This is a genomic window from Segniliparus rugosus ATCC BAA-974 (assembly GCF_000185725.2).
In the GTDB taxonomy this organism is placed as follows: Bacteria; Actinomycetota; Actinomycetes; order Mycobacteriales; family Mycobacteriaceae; genus Segniliparus; species Segniliparus rugosus.
Window position 1 is genome coordinate 979547 of the sequence record NZ_KI391954.1, and the last position, 13357, is coordinate 992903.

Here is a 13357-nt window from a genome sequence, read left to right on the forward strand (position 1 = left end):
CGCTCGTCATGGCTCGCTGTCGAGCGCGACCCGCAGTGCGGAGTCGACGAGCGTCACGGCCCGCTCGGCGGGCATACGGGCGGGCTCGACCACGATCGCGCAGGCCAAGCCGTCGGCGAGCGCGAGCAACGTCGCCGCCCGGTCTCCCGTCTGCGCTTCGTCGAGCGACGGGCGGGCCTCGGCGATGAGCCCGGCGACGAGCCTCTCCACCCGGCCCCGGTCGTAGCGATGCCGCCGGGCGGTGGGCTCGTGCACGGCGGCGCGGGCCATGCGCAGGGTCCAGAGCACGGAGAGCTGGCCATGCGCGGGGTCGGGGTTGACGAGGGCGAGCACGGCGGCGCGGAGCCGGTCTTCGGGAGCGCCCGCGCCCGCGAGCGCGGCGTGCAGCCGCTCCATGAACGCCGCGCCGAGCCGGTCGGTGGCGGCTTCGAGCATCAGGTCTTTGGTGGGGAAGTGGTGCTGCACCGAGCCGATGGACACGCCGGCGCGGGCGGCGACGTGCCGCACGCTGACCGCCTCGAAGCCGCCACCCGCCAGCAGGGCGACCATGGCGGCGACGATCTGCTCGTATTGGCTATCCATACACGCGTACGGTACTCGGCTTTTCGGGCCGTGACAAGGCCTCGCGGATCAGGAATCGCCGCCGGAGACCCGCCCGCCTCGGGCCACCGCGAAGTCGTAAGCGGACTCCGCGTGCTCGGTCTCGTCAAGGCCTTCGGCCTCGCCCTGCGGATGGGCGCGCAGGCCGAGGACGAATTTGAGCGCGAGGCCGACGAGCGTGGTGACCACCAGGGCATAGGCGAGCACGGCGAGAGCGGCGAGGGCTTGTCGCCACAGCTGGTCGAACCCGCCGCCGTAGAAGAGCCCGTCCGCCGGGCTCGCGCCTGCGGCCTTGCTGGCCACCAGGCCGATCATGAGCGTGCCGACCAGCCCGCTGACCAGGTGCACGCCGACGACGTCGAGCGAGTCGTCGTAGCCGAGGCGGTATTTCCATTCGATGGCGATCGAGCTGGCAACGCCCGCGACGGCCCCGATGGCCAGCGCCCCGACCGGGGTGACGTACGCGCAGGACGGGGTGATCGCCACCAGGCCCGCGACGGCTCCCGAGGCCGCGCCGAAGGAGGTGGGCTTGCCGTGGCGGATCCGCTCGACGACCAGCCAGCTCGCGAGGGAGACGGCCCCGGCGGCCAGAGTGTTCGCGAACGCGAGCGCCGCGACTCCGTCCGCTTTGAGCGAGGATCCCGCGTTGAAGCCGAACCAGCCGAACCACAACAGGCCAGCGCCGAGCATGACGGCGGGCAGGTTGTGAGGGCGCATCGGGTCTTTCGGCCAGCCCCGCCGTTTGCCGAGCACCAGCGCCAGCGCCAACCCCGAGACTCCGGAGTTGATCTCCACCGCCGTGCCGCCCGCGAAGTCGAGCGCTTTGAGCCGGTTGACGATCCAACCCCCGTGCGCGGCGGTCAGCCCGTCCGGGGAGAACACCCAGTGCGCGACGGGGAAGTACACCAATGCGGACCACAGCGCGGCGAAGACGATCCACGAGGTGAAGCGCATGCGGTCGGCGACGGCCCCCGCGATGAGGGCGACGGTCACCATCGCGAACCCCGCTTGGAACACCACGAAGACGAGCGCCGGAACCGTCCCGACCACGGGGGCCGGGGCGTCCGGGCCCGCGAAGAGCCCGCGCAGGCCCGCGAACTGCGTCGGGTCGCCGAGCAGGCCGCCGCCGAGGTCCTCGCCGAAGCCCGCCGAGTAGCCGAACGCCATCCACAGCACCCAGACCACGGGGATGGCCGCGAGGCACATCATCATCATGTTCAGCACGTTTTTCGCGCGGACCATGCCGCCGTAGAAGAACGCCAGTCCCGGCGTCATGAGGATGACGAGCGCCGCGCTGGCGAGCACCCACGCGGTGTCGGCCCCGTCGAGGGCTGGGGGAGGATTGTTCAAAAGCGGCTCCTTCAACGCGCTGGCTTTGCGGAATTTTTCCATGAAGGCCATCACATGCGCGAAGCGGGTGGCGGCTGTCCGCTAAGGTCGGACCCCGTGCTCATTCTGCTGCCGCCCTCCGAGACCAAGGCTTCCGGCGGGGACGGCCCGCCGGTCGACCCCGACGCGCTGTGGCTGCCCGAGCTGACCGAGGCGCGGCGGGCACTCTTCGACGCGCTGGTGAGCCTTGCGACGGACGCTGCGGCCACTGCCAAAGCGCTGGGGATCAGCGAGGCGCAGGCGGAGGAGCTGGCGCAGGTGAACGCCTCGCTCTGGTCGAGCCCGACGCGTCCCGCGCTCGCCCGATACACCGGAGTCCTCTACGACGCGCTCGACGTGGCCTCGTTCACCAAGGCGCAGCGGGCCAAAGCGGACGCGCGCTTGGCCGTGGGGTCGGCGCTGTTCGGCGTGGTCGGCGCGGGCGACGGGATTCCAGGCTACCGGCTCTCGGCGGGCTCCAAGCTCCCCGGCTTCGGCACGCTCGCCGCGCATTGGAAGCCCGTGCTCGAGCCCGCGCTCGCGAACGCCGGGCTCGGCCTCGTGGTGGATCTGCGCTCGGGGGGTTACCAGCAGCTGGGCAAGGTCTCCGGCGCGATCACCGCGACGGTGGTGACCGAGCGCGCGGACGGCTCGCGCAGCGTTGTGAGCCATTTCAACAAGCACCACAAGGGCCTTCTGGCCAGGGCTTTGGCGACAACGCGCGCGGAACCGACGGATCTGAAAGGCGTGGCCGCGGTGGCCCGGAAGGCGGGACTGCGAGTGGAGACCCCGTCAGCGACCGAGCTCGTGATCGTCACCTGAGCCGTCGGCCTCGACGCTGAGCAGCTCGCCCACGTCCACCGTCTGGCCCGGAGCGTAGGGGACGGGGATCTGCTGGCCGGGGGTGTATTCCACACGAGTACGGTAGCCGGTGGCGTAGGGCTCGCGGTGCGCGTACACCTTCTCAGGGGTGACCACCCAGTATTCGGGGTAGCCCGACGAGCCGTAGAGCTGCGCCTTGAATCCGAGGTCGATCGCTCGCGTCGTGTTGGAGACTTCGATGACGAGTAGCACGTCGGCAGGATCCCAGCTCGCGAGGAGCTTGCTGTGGTGCTTCTTTGTCTTCGCGTCAGCACGACGAACCCAGATGTCAGGGTCGGGCAACGACGAACCCGAAGGGAGCGTCGCATTGCTCTTCACGGTTCCGCCTTCGCGGCCGGGGAGCAGCTCGACGGCCAGCATTGTCGTTTCTGCGTGCCACGGCCCGATCTGCACGGGCACCACCTCCCCGTCCAAAAGCTCCACCCGCTCGCCGTCGAACACCCCGGCCTCCCAGGCGCGCACGAATCGCTCCGGAGTCCACCGGTATTTCGGCGCCGCGAGATCTGCGGTCAGTGCCTGCGTCATAAAACGATTTTACTTGACATTGTCCAGTGTCAGATTTTACTTGACATTGTCCAGTGTCATATGTAAAGGAGCGTCGCTGATTTGCGCGCTCTCCGTTTGACTATGGACGTTTTTGAAACGATAAAGATCGAGAAATCAGGTTCTTCACCCCAGCCGCCACAGCGGGTTGACCGGGCCGTGCCCCGCGCCCAAGTTGTAGGACCAGCGCAGCGACTCGGTCACCCAGTCTTTCGCGAAGGCGACCGCTTCGGGCACGCTCGCCCCGCGCGCCAGCGCGCAGGTCATGGAGGAGGCGAGGGTGTCGCCGCCGCCGTGGTCGTTGCCGGTCGGAATGCGGGGCTTGGCGAACTCGAAGAAGGAGCGCCCGTCGTAGAGGATGTCGACGCTCTCCGGGGCCGAGCGCAGGTGCCCGCCGGTCACCAGCGCCCAGCGCGCGCCGAGGCCGACGAGCCTGCGCGCGGCCTCTTCGGCGCTCGGGCGGTCTGTGACTTCGATCCCGACCAGCAGGCGGACCTCGTCGAGGTTGGGGGTGACCACGGTCGCGAGCGGGAAGATCTCGGCGCGGATCACGTCCAGGGCTTCGGGTTTGAGCAGCGGATCGCCGTGCATGGACGCGCACACGGGGTCCACGACGAACGGCACGCCGCCGTCGCCGCCGATCCCGACCTCCGCGCAGGCGGCGGCGACCGCCGAGACGATCGGGGCCGAGGCCAGCATCCCTGTTTTCGCGGCCTGCACGCCGATGTCGCTGGCGACCACGCGGATCTGCGCGGCGACCGTCTCCGGGGGGACTTCGTGGAATCCGCTCACCCCGAGGGTGTTCTGCACGGTCACCGCCGTCACAGCGGTCATGCCGTGGCATCCCGCGAGCGCGAAGGTGCGCAGGTCGGCCTGGATGCCCGCGCCGCCGCCGGAGTCCGAGCCGGCGATGGTGAGCACTTTGGGCGGGGTCTGCCCTGGCTCGAGCTGCCCTGGTGCGGAAGAGGGGAGGGTCACGCCTTCATGAAAACACGAGGCCGCCCCCGCGCGGCGGCGTGGGGAGGGATAGGATGAGAACTACTACTTACTGTAGTAGTAACCGTTGCGGCGGCAACTACAGTGGGAGTCGGGCGTGTCCGTGCTCGGGGCACGCCCGCAGCCCGATCTTGAGGAGCAGTTATGACCGCGCTCGACATCGCCCGATGGCAGTTCGGAATCACCACGGTCTATCACTTCTTGCTGGTCCCGCTCACCATCGGCCTTGCCCCGCTCATCGCGCTGATGCAGACGGTCTGGCACGTCACGGGCGACGAGCGCTGGTACCGGATGACGAAGTTCTTCGGCAAGCTCTTCCTCATCAACTTCGCCCTCGGCGTGGCGACCGGGATCGTGCAGGAGTTCCAGTTCGGGCTCAACTGGAGCGAATACTCGCGGTTCATCGGCGATGTGTTCGGAGCGCCGCTGGCGTTGGAGGGGATCGTCGCCTTCTTCATGGAGTCCACGTTCTTGGGCCTGTGGATCTTCGGCTGGGACCGCCTGCCGCGCCGCGCGCACCTCGCCTGCATCTGGATGGTCGCGATCGGCACCAACGCGTCGGCGTATTTCATCATCGCCGCGAACTCGTTCATGCAGCACCCGGTCGGCGTCCGCTACAACCCCGAGAAACGCCGCGCCGAGCTCACCAGCATCTGGGAGCTGCTCACGAATAACACGACCCTCGCCGCGTTCCCGCACACCATCGCCGGGGCGTTCCTCACGGCGGGCACCTTCGTCGCGGGGATCGGGTCGTGGTGGCTGGTGAAAGAGAAAGCCGACGTCTCGGAGATGTTCCGGCCCGTCGTCCGGCTCGCGCTCTGGGTGATGGTGGCGGCGGGCGGAGCGGTGGCGATCACCGGGGACGTCCAAGGCAAGCTCATGTTCCAACAGCAGCCGATGAAGATGGCCTCCGCGGAGTCGTTGTGCCAGACCGAGACCGACCCCGATTTCTCGATCCTGACCACCGGCACCCACAACAACTGCGCCTCGATCAGCCGCATCATCGAAGTGCCGTATGTGCTCCCGTTCCTCGCGAAAGACCAGTTCACCGGGGTCACGCTGGAAGGCGTGGAGGATCTGCAGCGAGCTGGCGTCGAGAAATACGGGCCGGGCAACTACCGGCCGAACCTCTTCGTCGCCTACTGGGCGTTCCGCGCGATGATCGGCTGGGCGCTCGGCTCGGCGGCGCTCGCCGCCGCCGGGCTCTGGCTCACCAGGGGCGGTCGGACGCCGCGCCAGGGGTGGTTCCGCAGGCTCGCCCTGTGGGCGCTCCCGACGCCCTTCCTCGCGAACAGCGCGGGCTGGGTGTTCACCGAGATGGGCCGCCAGCCTTGGGCGGTGGCCCCGAACCCGACGGGGGTGAAGGAGATCCATCTGACGGTGCAGCAGGCGGTCTCCGGGCACGCCGTCGGCGCAGTCGCCGCGTCGCTGATCGGCTTCACCCTGCTGTACGGGTTCCTCGCGGCGGTGTGGTTCGGGCTCATGCGGCGCTACGTGGTCGAGGGTCCGCTCGAACATGACGCGCATCCGCCGGGGGCGCGCGCCGAAGCGGACGAGGACGACGAGGCCAAGCCGCTGAGCTTCGCCTACTGAGCGGACAAGGAGAAAAGCCATGGATCTGCCGCATTTCTGGTTCTTGCTGGTCGCCGTTTTCTTCGGCGGGTACTTCCTCTTGGAGGGCTTCGACTTCGGCGTCGGCATGCTCATGCCGATCCTCGGCCGCTCCGACGAGGTGAAACGGCGCGTGCTGCTTAACACCATCGGGCCGGTGTGGGACGGCAACGAGGTCTGGGTGATCACCGGCGCGGGCGCCATGTTCGCGGCGTTCCCGCAGTGGTACGCCACGCTCTTCTCCGGATTCTACCTGCCGCTGCTGCTGATCCTGTTCGGGCTGATCGTCCGGGTGGTCTCCATCGAATGGCGCGGCAAGATCGAGGATCCGCGCTGGCGCAGGTGGTGCGATGTCGGGATCGGCCTTGGCTCCTGGCTGCCCGCGATCCTCTGGGGCATCGCCTTCACCGACATCGCCGTCGGGGTGCCGCTGGACGAGAACGGGTACGTGACCGGCGGGCTGCCGGTTTTGTTGCGGCCCGTCGCCCTGCTGGGCGGGGCGGCGACATGCTTGCTGTTCCTGCTGCACGGCGCGGTGTTCGTGGCGCTCAAGACAGAGGGCGAGATCCGGGTGGCGGCCCGCCGCCTCGCCGTCGGCCTCGTCGCGGGGGCGGCGCCTGTGGTCCTCCTGCTCGGCTGGACGGTCAGCTGGGCGCTCGGCGAACAGGGACGCGATATGCAATTGCCGTTCTACGCGGCCATCCTGTCTTCGGCCGCGCTCCTGGCAGCGGCGCTCGCCGTCCGCCTCGTGCGCGAGGGCTGGGCGTTCGCGCTCACCGGGGCCTCGGTGCTCGCGCTCGCCGTGCTGTTCTTCGGGTCGCTCTACCCGAACCTCGTCGCTTCCTTGCCGTATCCCGAACGCAGCGTCACCATCGAGTCCGCAGCCTCGAGCCCGTACACGCTCAAAGTCATGGCCTGGGCGGCGCTCGGGACCGCGCCGTTCGTGCTCGTCTACCAGGGCTGGAGCTACTGGGTGTTCCGCAAGCGCATTTCCGCCGCGCAGATCCCGCCGTCCATCGGCCTGAGCCCGCGCCTGCCCGCGCCGGGCAAGGCCGGCGAGCCGGACGGGAACGCCGGGGATCGCTGATGCCCGCGCCGTTCGACCCGCGTTTGGCCGGAGCGAGCCGCTCGGCGCGCCGGTACCTGGTGCTCACCGGCGCGATGGGGCTCGCGACGGCGGGCTGCGTCGTCGCTTCGGCGGTCCTGGTCTCGGCGCTCGTCGAGCGCGCGGTCTCGCCGGAGCGGCCCGGCGGCTTCGGCCCGCTCCTCGGGCTGCTCGCCTCGGTGTTCGCCGCGCGCGGCGCGATCGCCTGGCTCCACGCAAGGTACAAGCACCGGGCGGCCCCGCGAGCTGTGGCCGAGCTGCAGAACCAGCTGTTGGTCCGGATGGCCGGGGCCGACCAGCGCGTCGCCATGGAGCACCGGGGCCTCGCCGCGACGCTCGCGACGAGGGAGATCGACGGGATCCGCGCGTACCTCACGGGGTACCTGCCCGCGTTGGTGCTCTCCGCGACGGTCACGCCGGTGGCTGTCGTCGCCGTCGCCGTCCTCGACCCGCTTTCGGGGGTCGTCGTCGCCTGCGGGATTCCGCTCGTGGTGTTGTTCATGATCCTCGTCGGCAGGTACAGCGAGGGGCGCTCGGCCAAGCGCCTCGACGCGCTGTCGCGATTGTCCGCCGAGCTCATGGACGTGATCGCGGGGCTTGCGACGCTGCGCGCGCTGGGCAGAGAGTTCGCGCCAGCCCGACGGGTCCGCGAGCTCGGGCGCGCGCACTACCGGGCGAGCATGGCCACGTTGCGCACGGCGTTCCTCTCCGGGCTCGTGCTGGAGCTGCTCACGACATTCTGCGTCGCGCTGGTCGCGGTCGAGGTCGGGCTCCGGCTGGTGTACGGAGAGATGGGGCTTTTCGCCGGGCTCGCGGCGCTCGTCCTCGCCCCGGAGGCGTATCTGCCGATCCGCGCGATGGGCGCGCAGTTCCACGCGGCGCAGGACGGCGTGGCCGCGTGCGCGAAGACGTTCGAGCTGTTGGACCAGCTGCCCGCCCGGCCGAGAGGGAATCGGGTCGGTGACGCGGCCGCCGCGCTGCAGTTGCGCTCGGTCACCGTCTCGGGCCGGGACGGGAGCGCCCCGCAGGGACTCGGAGCCGTCCTGCGCCCCGGCGAGATCACCGCGCTGGTCGGCGCGAACGGGAGCGGCAAGTCCACGGCGTTGCGCGTGCTGCTCGGGCTGGTCGTCCCCGACGAAGGGGAGGCGCTGCTCGGCGACGTGCCGATCGGCGAGCTCGATCCGGCCTGGTGGTGGGGGCAGGTCCGCTGGGTTCCGCAGGCTCCGCCGCCGTCGCAGACGGGCGGGGGGCTCTCGCTCGGCGAGGCGCAGCGCGTCGCGCTCGCCCGCGCGCTGGACTCCCCGGCGCGGGTCTTCCTGCTCGACGAGCCAACGGCGCATTTGGACGCGCTCGCCGAGGCCGAAGTCGTCGGCGCGCTGCGGGCGAAGGCGCGGGCCGGGGCGACGGTCGTGGTGGTCTCGCACCGCGCCGCGCTCGTCGAGGCCGCAGACCATGTGGTGCGGGTTGGCGTCGCGGAGCGGGCGGTCGCCCATGCCTGACCAGCAGTCAGAGGAGCTGGGGGCCGCGCCGGTTCGCGGGGGACTGCGACGGGCGCTCGCGCTCCTCTCGCTGCGGCCAGCGCAGGTGGTCGGGGCGGTCGGCACGGGCGTCGCGACGCATCTGTCCGCGCTCGGGCTTACGGCGCTCTCGGGCTGGTTGATCCTGCGCGCGTGGCAGATGCCGCCGGTGCTCTTTCTCTCGGTCGCCATCGTCGCGGTGCGCGCGCTGGGGCTCTCGCGCGGCCTGTTCCGCTATCTCGACCGCCTGGCCGCGCACCGGATCGCGCTCGGCGGGCTCGTCGGCGCGCGCGAACGGGTGTATGTGGCGCTGGCCTCGGGGGACCCCGCCGCGACGTACGGCCTGCGCCGGGGGGAGCTCGCCGAGCGGCTCGGCGCGGACCTCGACGCAGTCGGCGACGCAGTGGTGCGGGCGCTGCTGCCCATCGCGGTCGCCGTCGTGACGGCGGCTTCGGCGGTCGCGGCGATGGCGCTTTTCGCCCCGGCTGCGGCCGTCGCGCTGCTCGTGATCGCGGTGCTCGTGGTGGGCGTGGTCCCCGCGCTGTCCGCGCGGGCGGCTCGCGCCGACGAGGAGGCGGGCGCGCTCGCCCAGACCAGATACGCCGCCGAGGCGGTCGCAGTCCTGGAGCACGCCGACGAGCTCCAAGTCGCCGGGAAGCTCCCGAAGGCGTTGGCCGCGCTCGGCGAAGCGCAGGCCGAGGTGGTCGCCGCGCGGGATGGCGCGGCCAAATCGCACGCGTGGGCCGCCGCAGGCGTGCCGCTCGGCTCCGGGCTCGCCGTGCTCGCGGTGTTCCTCGACCCCGACGTGGTCCGATCGGCGGCGGCGAGCCCCACGCTGCTCGGGGTGGCGGTGTTTTTGGCGCTCGCCGCGTTCGACGCCGCCTCCGGTTTGCCCGAGGCGGCCCAGCGGCTGGTCGCGTCGCGGTCGGCTGCGGCCAGGGTGGTGGCGCTGCTCGACGAGGCGGGCGGCGAAACCGGGGGAGCGCCCGCGCAGGACCGCCCGCAGGTCCCGTCCGCCGCGCCGCGCGTCCGCGCGGCCGAGCTGCGAATCGGCTGGCCGGGCGGGCGGCAGAGACGGCTCGGGAGCTTCGAGATCGAACCCGGAGACCGGCTCGCGGTGCTCGGCCCGAGCGGCAGCGGCAAGACGACGCTCCTCTTGACGCTCGCCGGGCTCTTGCGGCCGAGGGGCGGCGAGCTGCTCGGGCTGTCGGACGACCCGGCGCTCCTGCCCGGCCAGATCGCCTATTTCCCCGAGGACGGCCACCTGTTCGCCACCACGGTCCGAGAGAATCTTCTGGTCGCCAATGGTTCGGCCAGCGCGGACGAGGTCGAGCGGGCACTCGCCTCCGTGGGCATGTCGGACTGGGCCCGTTCGCTTCCCTGTGGCGTGGACACTGTGCTGGTGGGCGGGGCGGAGGCAGTCTCGGCGGGGCAGCGCCGACGGCTGCTGCTGGCGCGGGCGCTGCTCTCGCGGGCCCCGATCCTGCTCCTGGACGAGCCGACCGAGCATCTCGACAGAGAGTCGTCCTCAGCCTTGTTGCGCGCGCTGCTCGACCCCGACCATGGCTTGGTCCCGGTCGGGCGCACGGTGATCCTCGCGACGCATCACCGGGAGGCGGTCTCGGGCCGCCGCGCCCTGGATTTCGCCCCGGACGCGGGCGCCGCATGGCCGCCGCCGTTGGGCTGACGGCCAGGGCGGGCCTTCTCCGCCGCCCGGCCATGTCGTAATGTTAACATTACGACATGGAAAGGACAGCGGACCGCATCCGCCCCGCCCGTCGCAGAGGACTCGCGGACGAGGTCGCCGACCGGATCCGAGAGGCCGTGTTCTCCGGGGTGTACCAGCCGGGGGCGCAGCTGCGCGAGGTCGAGCTGGCCGAGGCGCTCGGGGTCAGCCGGGGGCCGGTGCGCGAGGCGCTGCTGCGGCTGGAGCGCGAGGGGCTGGTGCGCGGCGAATGGCACCGGGGGACTTCGGTCACGGCCTTCTCCGCCGAGGACCTGGAGGAACTGCACAGCCTGCGCGAGGCCTTGGAGCGGCTCGCGGTCGAGCAGGCGGTGGCGCGGGCCTCGGACGAGGGCCTCCAGGCGGTGGAGCGAGCGGCGGAACGGATGGCGCGGGCCTCGGACGCGCACGAGATGGTCCGCTGCGATATCGCCTTCCACGACGCCGTCTACGCCGCGGCCCGGCATCGGCTGCTGGCGGAGGCGTGGCAGTCGATCCGGGGCCGAGTCCATCTGTTCATGCTCGGCAGGATGGGGGCGGGCGTCGAAGGCTACCTCGCGCATATGCCCGACGAGCACCGCCAGCTCGCCGCCGCGCTGCGCGCGCGGGACGCCGAGGCGGCGTTCGGGCTCTTCGCGGCCCACCGGCGCAACGCCTTCGAGACGCTCAAGGCCGCGACGGACCGATGAGCGGCGTGCTCGACGGCTTCGCCGTCATTTTCGTGCTGGTCGGCATCGGTTACCTCGCGGCGCGGTTCCGTTTGCTCGGCGAACACGGCGTCGACGTGCTCGCCCGCGTCGTCTATTACATCGCCACCCCGGCGTTGCTGTTCGAGATGCTGGCGAAGACCCCGACGGACAAGGTCTTCTCGCCCGAAATCCTCGTGGCGGGGGCGGCGGTGCTCGTGGTCGCGGCGGCGTGCTTCGCGGTCGCGCGATGGCTTTGGGGCGGGGATCTGCAGTCGAGCGTGCTCAGCATGCTCGCCGCCTCGTACTCCAACTCGACCAACCTCGGCATCCCGATCGCCACGTTCATCCTGGGCGGGCAGCAGTACGTGACGCCGCTCGTGCTCTTCCAGATGGTCGTCTACCAGCCGTTCGCGATCATGCTGCTCAGCCTCGGCCGCCCGGCAGAGGGGCAGGGCGCGCGCGAGCAGAGGAGCCTCGCGGACGCGCTGCGGGGCTTCGCGAACCCGATGCTGCTCGGCGGGGCGTGCGGGGTGGCCGTGAGCGCGGCGGGCTGGTCGCGGCCCGCGTTCCTGGACTCCTCCCTCGCCATGGTCGGCGCGATGACCGTGCCCTCGGCGCTGCTGGTCTTCGGCATGTCCTTCGTCGGCGACGCGGCGTTCGACCGGGAGAGGTCCGCCAAGCGGGAGCTTTGGCTCGTCGTCGCGCTCAAGAGCGCCGTGTACCCGCTCGCCGCGTACCTGCTCGCGAAATTCGCCTTCGGCCTGGACGCGCCCGAGGTGCTCGCCGCCACCGTGCTCGCCGCCCTGCCGACCGCGAACATGGTGTACGTCCTCGCGGTGCGCTACGGACGGGGCAAGAGCCTGGCCCGCGACGCCTCGCTGATCACCACGCTGCTCTCGATCCCCGTGGTGTTCGCCATCGTCTGGCTGCTCGGATAACCCCTACCGGGGGAGCACAACGCAGTCCTTATGCACCGGATGCTGCGTGCTGTAACCGGGGAGGTGCGCGCGGTCGAGGCAGGCTTGGGTCAGGGCGACGACCGCGATGTCCCCGACGCGGCGCGGGTCGCTCAACGTCAGGTCAGGGTCCCATATCGCGCAAACCCCCTTGACTGTGCCGTGGAAGAGCTTCGTGCAATGGCTGTTGATGCTCTCGGCGACAGCGCGCGGGAAACAGCCGTCGCGCAGCATGTACGTGTCTGCTTTCCCATGCGGCTGGACTACGAAATAGTTGTCGACCTGGGCGCAGTCGTTCGAGCCTTGGGAGTAGTTCCGCAACCAGGCTCCCTCCCAATGGGGCTGGGCCGCGCCGCTTCGCGACGGGGCGGCGGTGGTTCTGGTGACTGTTGAGGTCACCGTGGCGGTCGTCGGCCGAGGCCGCCAGCTCGTCGTGGCGGTCGTCCGGGCGGATGTGGCAGTCAAGTGGGAGGATCTGGGCAAGAGTGAACGTTTGACCGACGATATTCCTGTCGCGGCCAGACCGATCATGCAGCAGAGCGCGAGCGCCGCGACCCCCGAGGCGACGAGATACCACTTCGCCTTCGACATGGAACGCTCCAGGTTGGAGTGTCGCGGGCAAGTGCGCGCGGAATTGCGGCAGAACGTTCCGTCCCGGTTTTTGGCATTGCACCGCTCGTCCATATTTTTCTCCTGTCGGGATTTTTCTCCTGTCGGATGAAAATATAGTCACCAAGGTAGACGGCGTGTATCGGCCCGAACAAAGAAATGGACGCGATGCGTCAAACCGGCAGGGCCGGCCGTCGCTTCGTGTGCGCGAGGGCCGGGCTGAACTGTCGGCCAGTCAGCCTCGGACCAGCTCGAACAGGGGGATCAGCCGAGCCGTCTTCGCCTGGTAGTCGGTGAAATACGGGGCTCGGGCGAGCAGCGCGGCCCACACCTCTTCCCGTTCGGGGCCGGTCAGCTCACGAGCGGTGACGGCGCGCGTCTGGGTCCCGACTTCGACCCTGGCGGCAGGGTTCGCGCGGAGGTTGTGCGCCCACGCGGGGTCGTTCGGCCCGCCCGCGAACGAGCCGACCAAGTACCAGCGCTCCTCGTGGTCGAGGTAGAACAGGGGGACGGCCCGCTCCTTGCCGGTTTTCGCGCCCACAACGTGCAGCACCAGCCAGTTCTGCCCCGTGAGCGGTCCCTCGACGATCCGCCCGCCGTTCGCGCGCAAGTGCGCGATGAAGTTGTCGTTGATAGCGCCCAGCACCGAGGCCGGGGCGGCGTGCGCGTCGCTGATCGTCCGGCTGGGATCGAGCGGCAATGACGTGGTCGGCCTGTTCTCCGGCATGGCTCTCTTTTCGCTCGGTCGTCGGGTGCCA

General features: G+C 70.5%; 14 protein-coding genes. 8 read left to right on the forward strand and 6 right to left on the reverse strand.

All coding sequences use genetic code 11. From position 1 onward, the window contains the following. Window positions 1-6 precede the first annotated feature (6 nt). The gene (locus tag HMPREF9336_RS14475) at window positions 7-582 is read right to left on the reverse strand and encodes a TetR/AcrR family transcriptional regulator (protein WP_021030763.1); all 576 of its coding nucleotides are present in this window, start codon (window positions 580-582) and stop codon (window positions 7-9) included. Between the two features lie 48 nt (window positions 583-630). Next, a complete protein-coding gene (locus HMPREF9336_RS14480; RefSeq protein WP_156920426.1) occupies window positions 631-1992 on the reverse strand; it encodes an ammonium transporter in 1362 nt (453 codons plus the stop codon). Between the two features lie 54 nt (window positions 1993-2046). Here HMPREF9336_RS14480 and yaaA point away from each other — a divergent pair, with 54 nt between their 5' ends. Then, the gene (yaaA, locus tag HMPREF9336_RS14485; RefSeq protein WP_007468306.1) at window positions 2047-2790 is read left to right on the forward strand and encodes a peroxide stress protein YaaA; all 744 of its coding nucleotides are present in this window, start codon (window positions 2047-2049) and stop codon (window positions 2788-2790) included. On the opposite strand, the gene HMPREF9336_RS14490 is transcribed toward yaaA, so the two are convergent. After that, window positions 2761-3375: a Uma2 family endonuclease gene (locus tag HMPREF9336_RS14490; RefSeq protein WP_007468307.1), complete on the reverse strand. Its 615-nt coding sequence runs from the start codon at window positions 3373-3375 to the stop codon at window positions 2761-2763. The genes yaaA and HMPREF9336_RS14490 overlap by 30 nt on opposite strands. Window positions 3376-3519: 144 nt before the next feature. Further along, the gene (gene thiD / locus HMPREF9336_RS14495) at window positions 3520-4371 is read right to left on the reverse strand and encodes a bifunctional hydroxymethylpyrimidine kinase/phosphomethylpyrimidine kinase (protein WP_007468308.1); all 852 of its coding nucleotides are present in this window, start codon (window positions 4369-4371) and stop codon (window positions 3520-3522) included. Window positions 4372-4533: 162 nt separating this feature from the next. On the opposite strand from thiD, the gene HMPREF9336_RS14500 reads away from it, so the two are divergent. The 6 genes from HMPREF9336_RS14500 to HMPREF9336_RS14525 are packed head-to-tail and all read left to right on the forward strand — an operon-like array spanning window position 4534 to window position 11972. Further along, window positions 4534-5982 carry a cytochrome ubiquinol oxidase subunit I gene (locus HMPREF9336_RS14500; RefSeq protein WP_007468309.1) on the forward strand — a complete coding sequence of 483 codons (1449 nt, stop codon included), beginning with the start codon at window positions 4534-4536 and terminating at the stop codon, window positions 5980-5982. A gap of 19 nt (window positions 5983-6001) precedes the next feature. Continuing rightward, the gene (gene cydB / locus HMPREF9336_RS14505; RefSeq protein ID WP_007468310.1) at window positions 6002-7087 is read left to right on the forward strand and encodes a cytochrome d ubiquinol oxidase subunit II; all 1086 of its coding nucleotides are present in this window, start codon (window positions 6002-6004) and stop codon (window positions 7085-7087) included. Then, on the forward strand, window positions 7087-8604 hold the full coding sequence (locus tag HMPREF9336_RS14510) for an ABC transporter ATP-binding protein/permease (RefSeq protein ID WP_021030765.1): 1518 nt from the start codon (window positions 7087-7089) through the stop codon (window positions 8602-8604). Before cydB ends, HMPREF9336_RS14510 begins: the two co-directional genes overlap by 1 nt. Further along, window positions 8597-10309, forward strand: coding sequence for a thiol reductant ABC exporter subunit CydC (gene cydC, locus HMPREF9336_RS14515; RefSeq protein WP_021030766.1), 1713 nt, complete (start codon window positions 8597-8599; stop codon window positions 10307-10309). The genes HMPREF9336_RS14510 and cydC overlap by 8 nt, the downstream gene beginning before the upstream one ends. A 56-nt stretch (window positions 10310-10365) precedes the next feature. Further along, window positions 10366-11034 (forward strand): GntR family transcriptional regulator, encoded by a 669-nt coding sequence (locus HMPREF9336_RS14520; RefSeq protein WP_007468313.1) that lies wholly within the window; start codon window positions 10366-10368, stop codon window positions 11032-11034. Further along, window positions 11031-11972 carry an AEC family transporter gene (locus HMPREF9336_RS14525; RefSeq protein ID WP_007468314.1) on the forward strand — a complete coding sequence of 314 codons (942 nt, stop codon included), beginning with the start codon at window positions 11031-11033 and terminating at the stop codon, window positions 11970-11972. Before HMPREF9336_RS14520 ends, HMPREF9336_RS14525 begins: the two co-directional genes overlap by 4 nt. A 3-nt stretch (window positions 11973-11975) precedes the next feature. Here HMPREF9336_RS14525 and HMPREF9336_RS14530 read toward each other — a convergent pair whose 3' ends face one another. Next, window positions 11976-12389, reverse strand: coding sequence for a hypothetical protein (locus HMPREF9336_RS14530; RefSeq protein ID WP_007468316.1), 414 nt, complete (start codon window positions 12387-12389; stop codon window positions 11976-11978). Here HMPREF9336_RS14530 and HMPREF9336_RS14535 point away from each other — a divergent pair. Beyond that, entirely contained in the window at window positions 12373-12711 is a 339-nt protein-coding gene (locus tag HMPREF9336_RS14535; protein WP_040585652.1) for a hypothetical protein, read from the forward strand. The genes HMPREF9336_RS14530 and HMPREF9336_RS14535 overlap by 17 nt on opposite strands. Before the next feature lie 123 nt (window positions 12712-12834). Here the strand turns inward: HMPREF9336_RS14535 and HMPREF9336_RS14540 are convergent, their stop codons facing one another. Next, the gene (locus HMPREF9336_RS14540) at window positions 12835-13326 is read right to left on the reverse strand and encodes a nitroreductase family deazaflavin-dependent oxidoreductase (protein WP_007468320.1); all 492 of its coding nucleotides are present in this window, start codon (window positions 13324-13326) and stop codon (window positions 12835-12837) included. Between the last annotated feature and the right edge of the window lie 31 nt (window positions 13327-13357).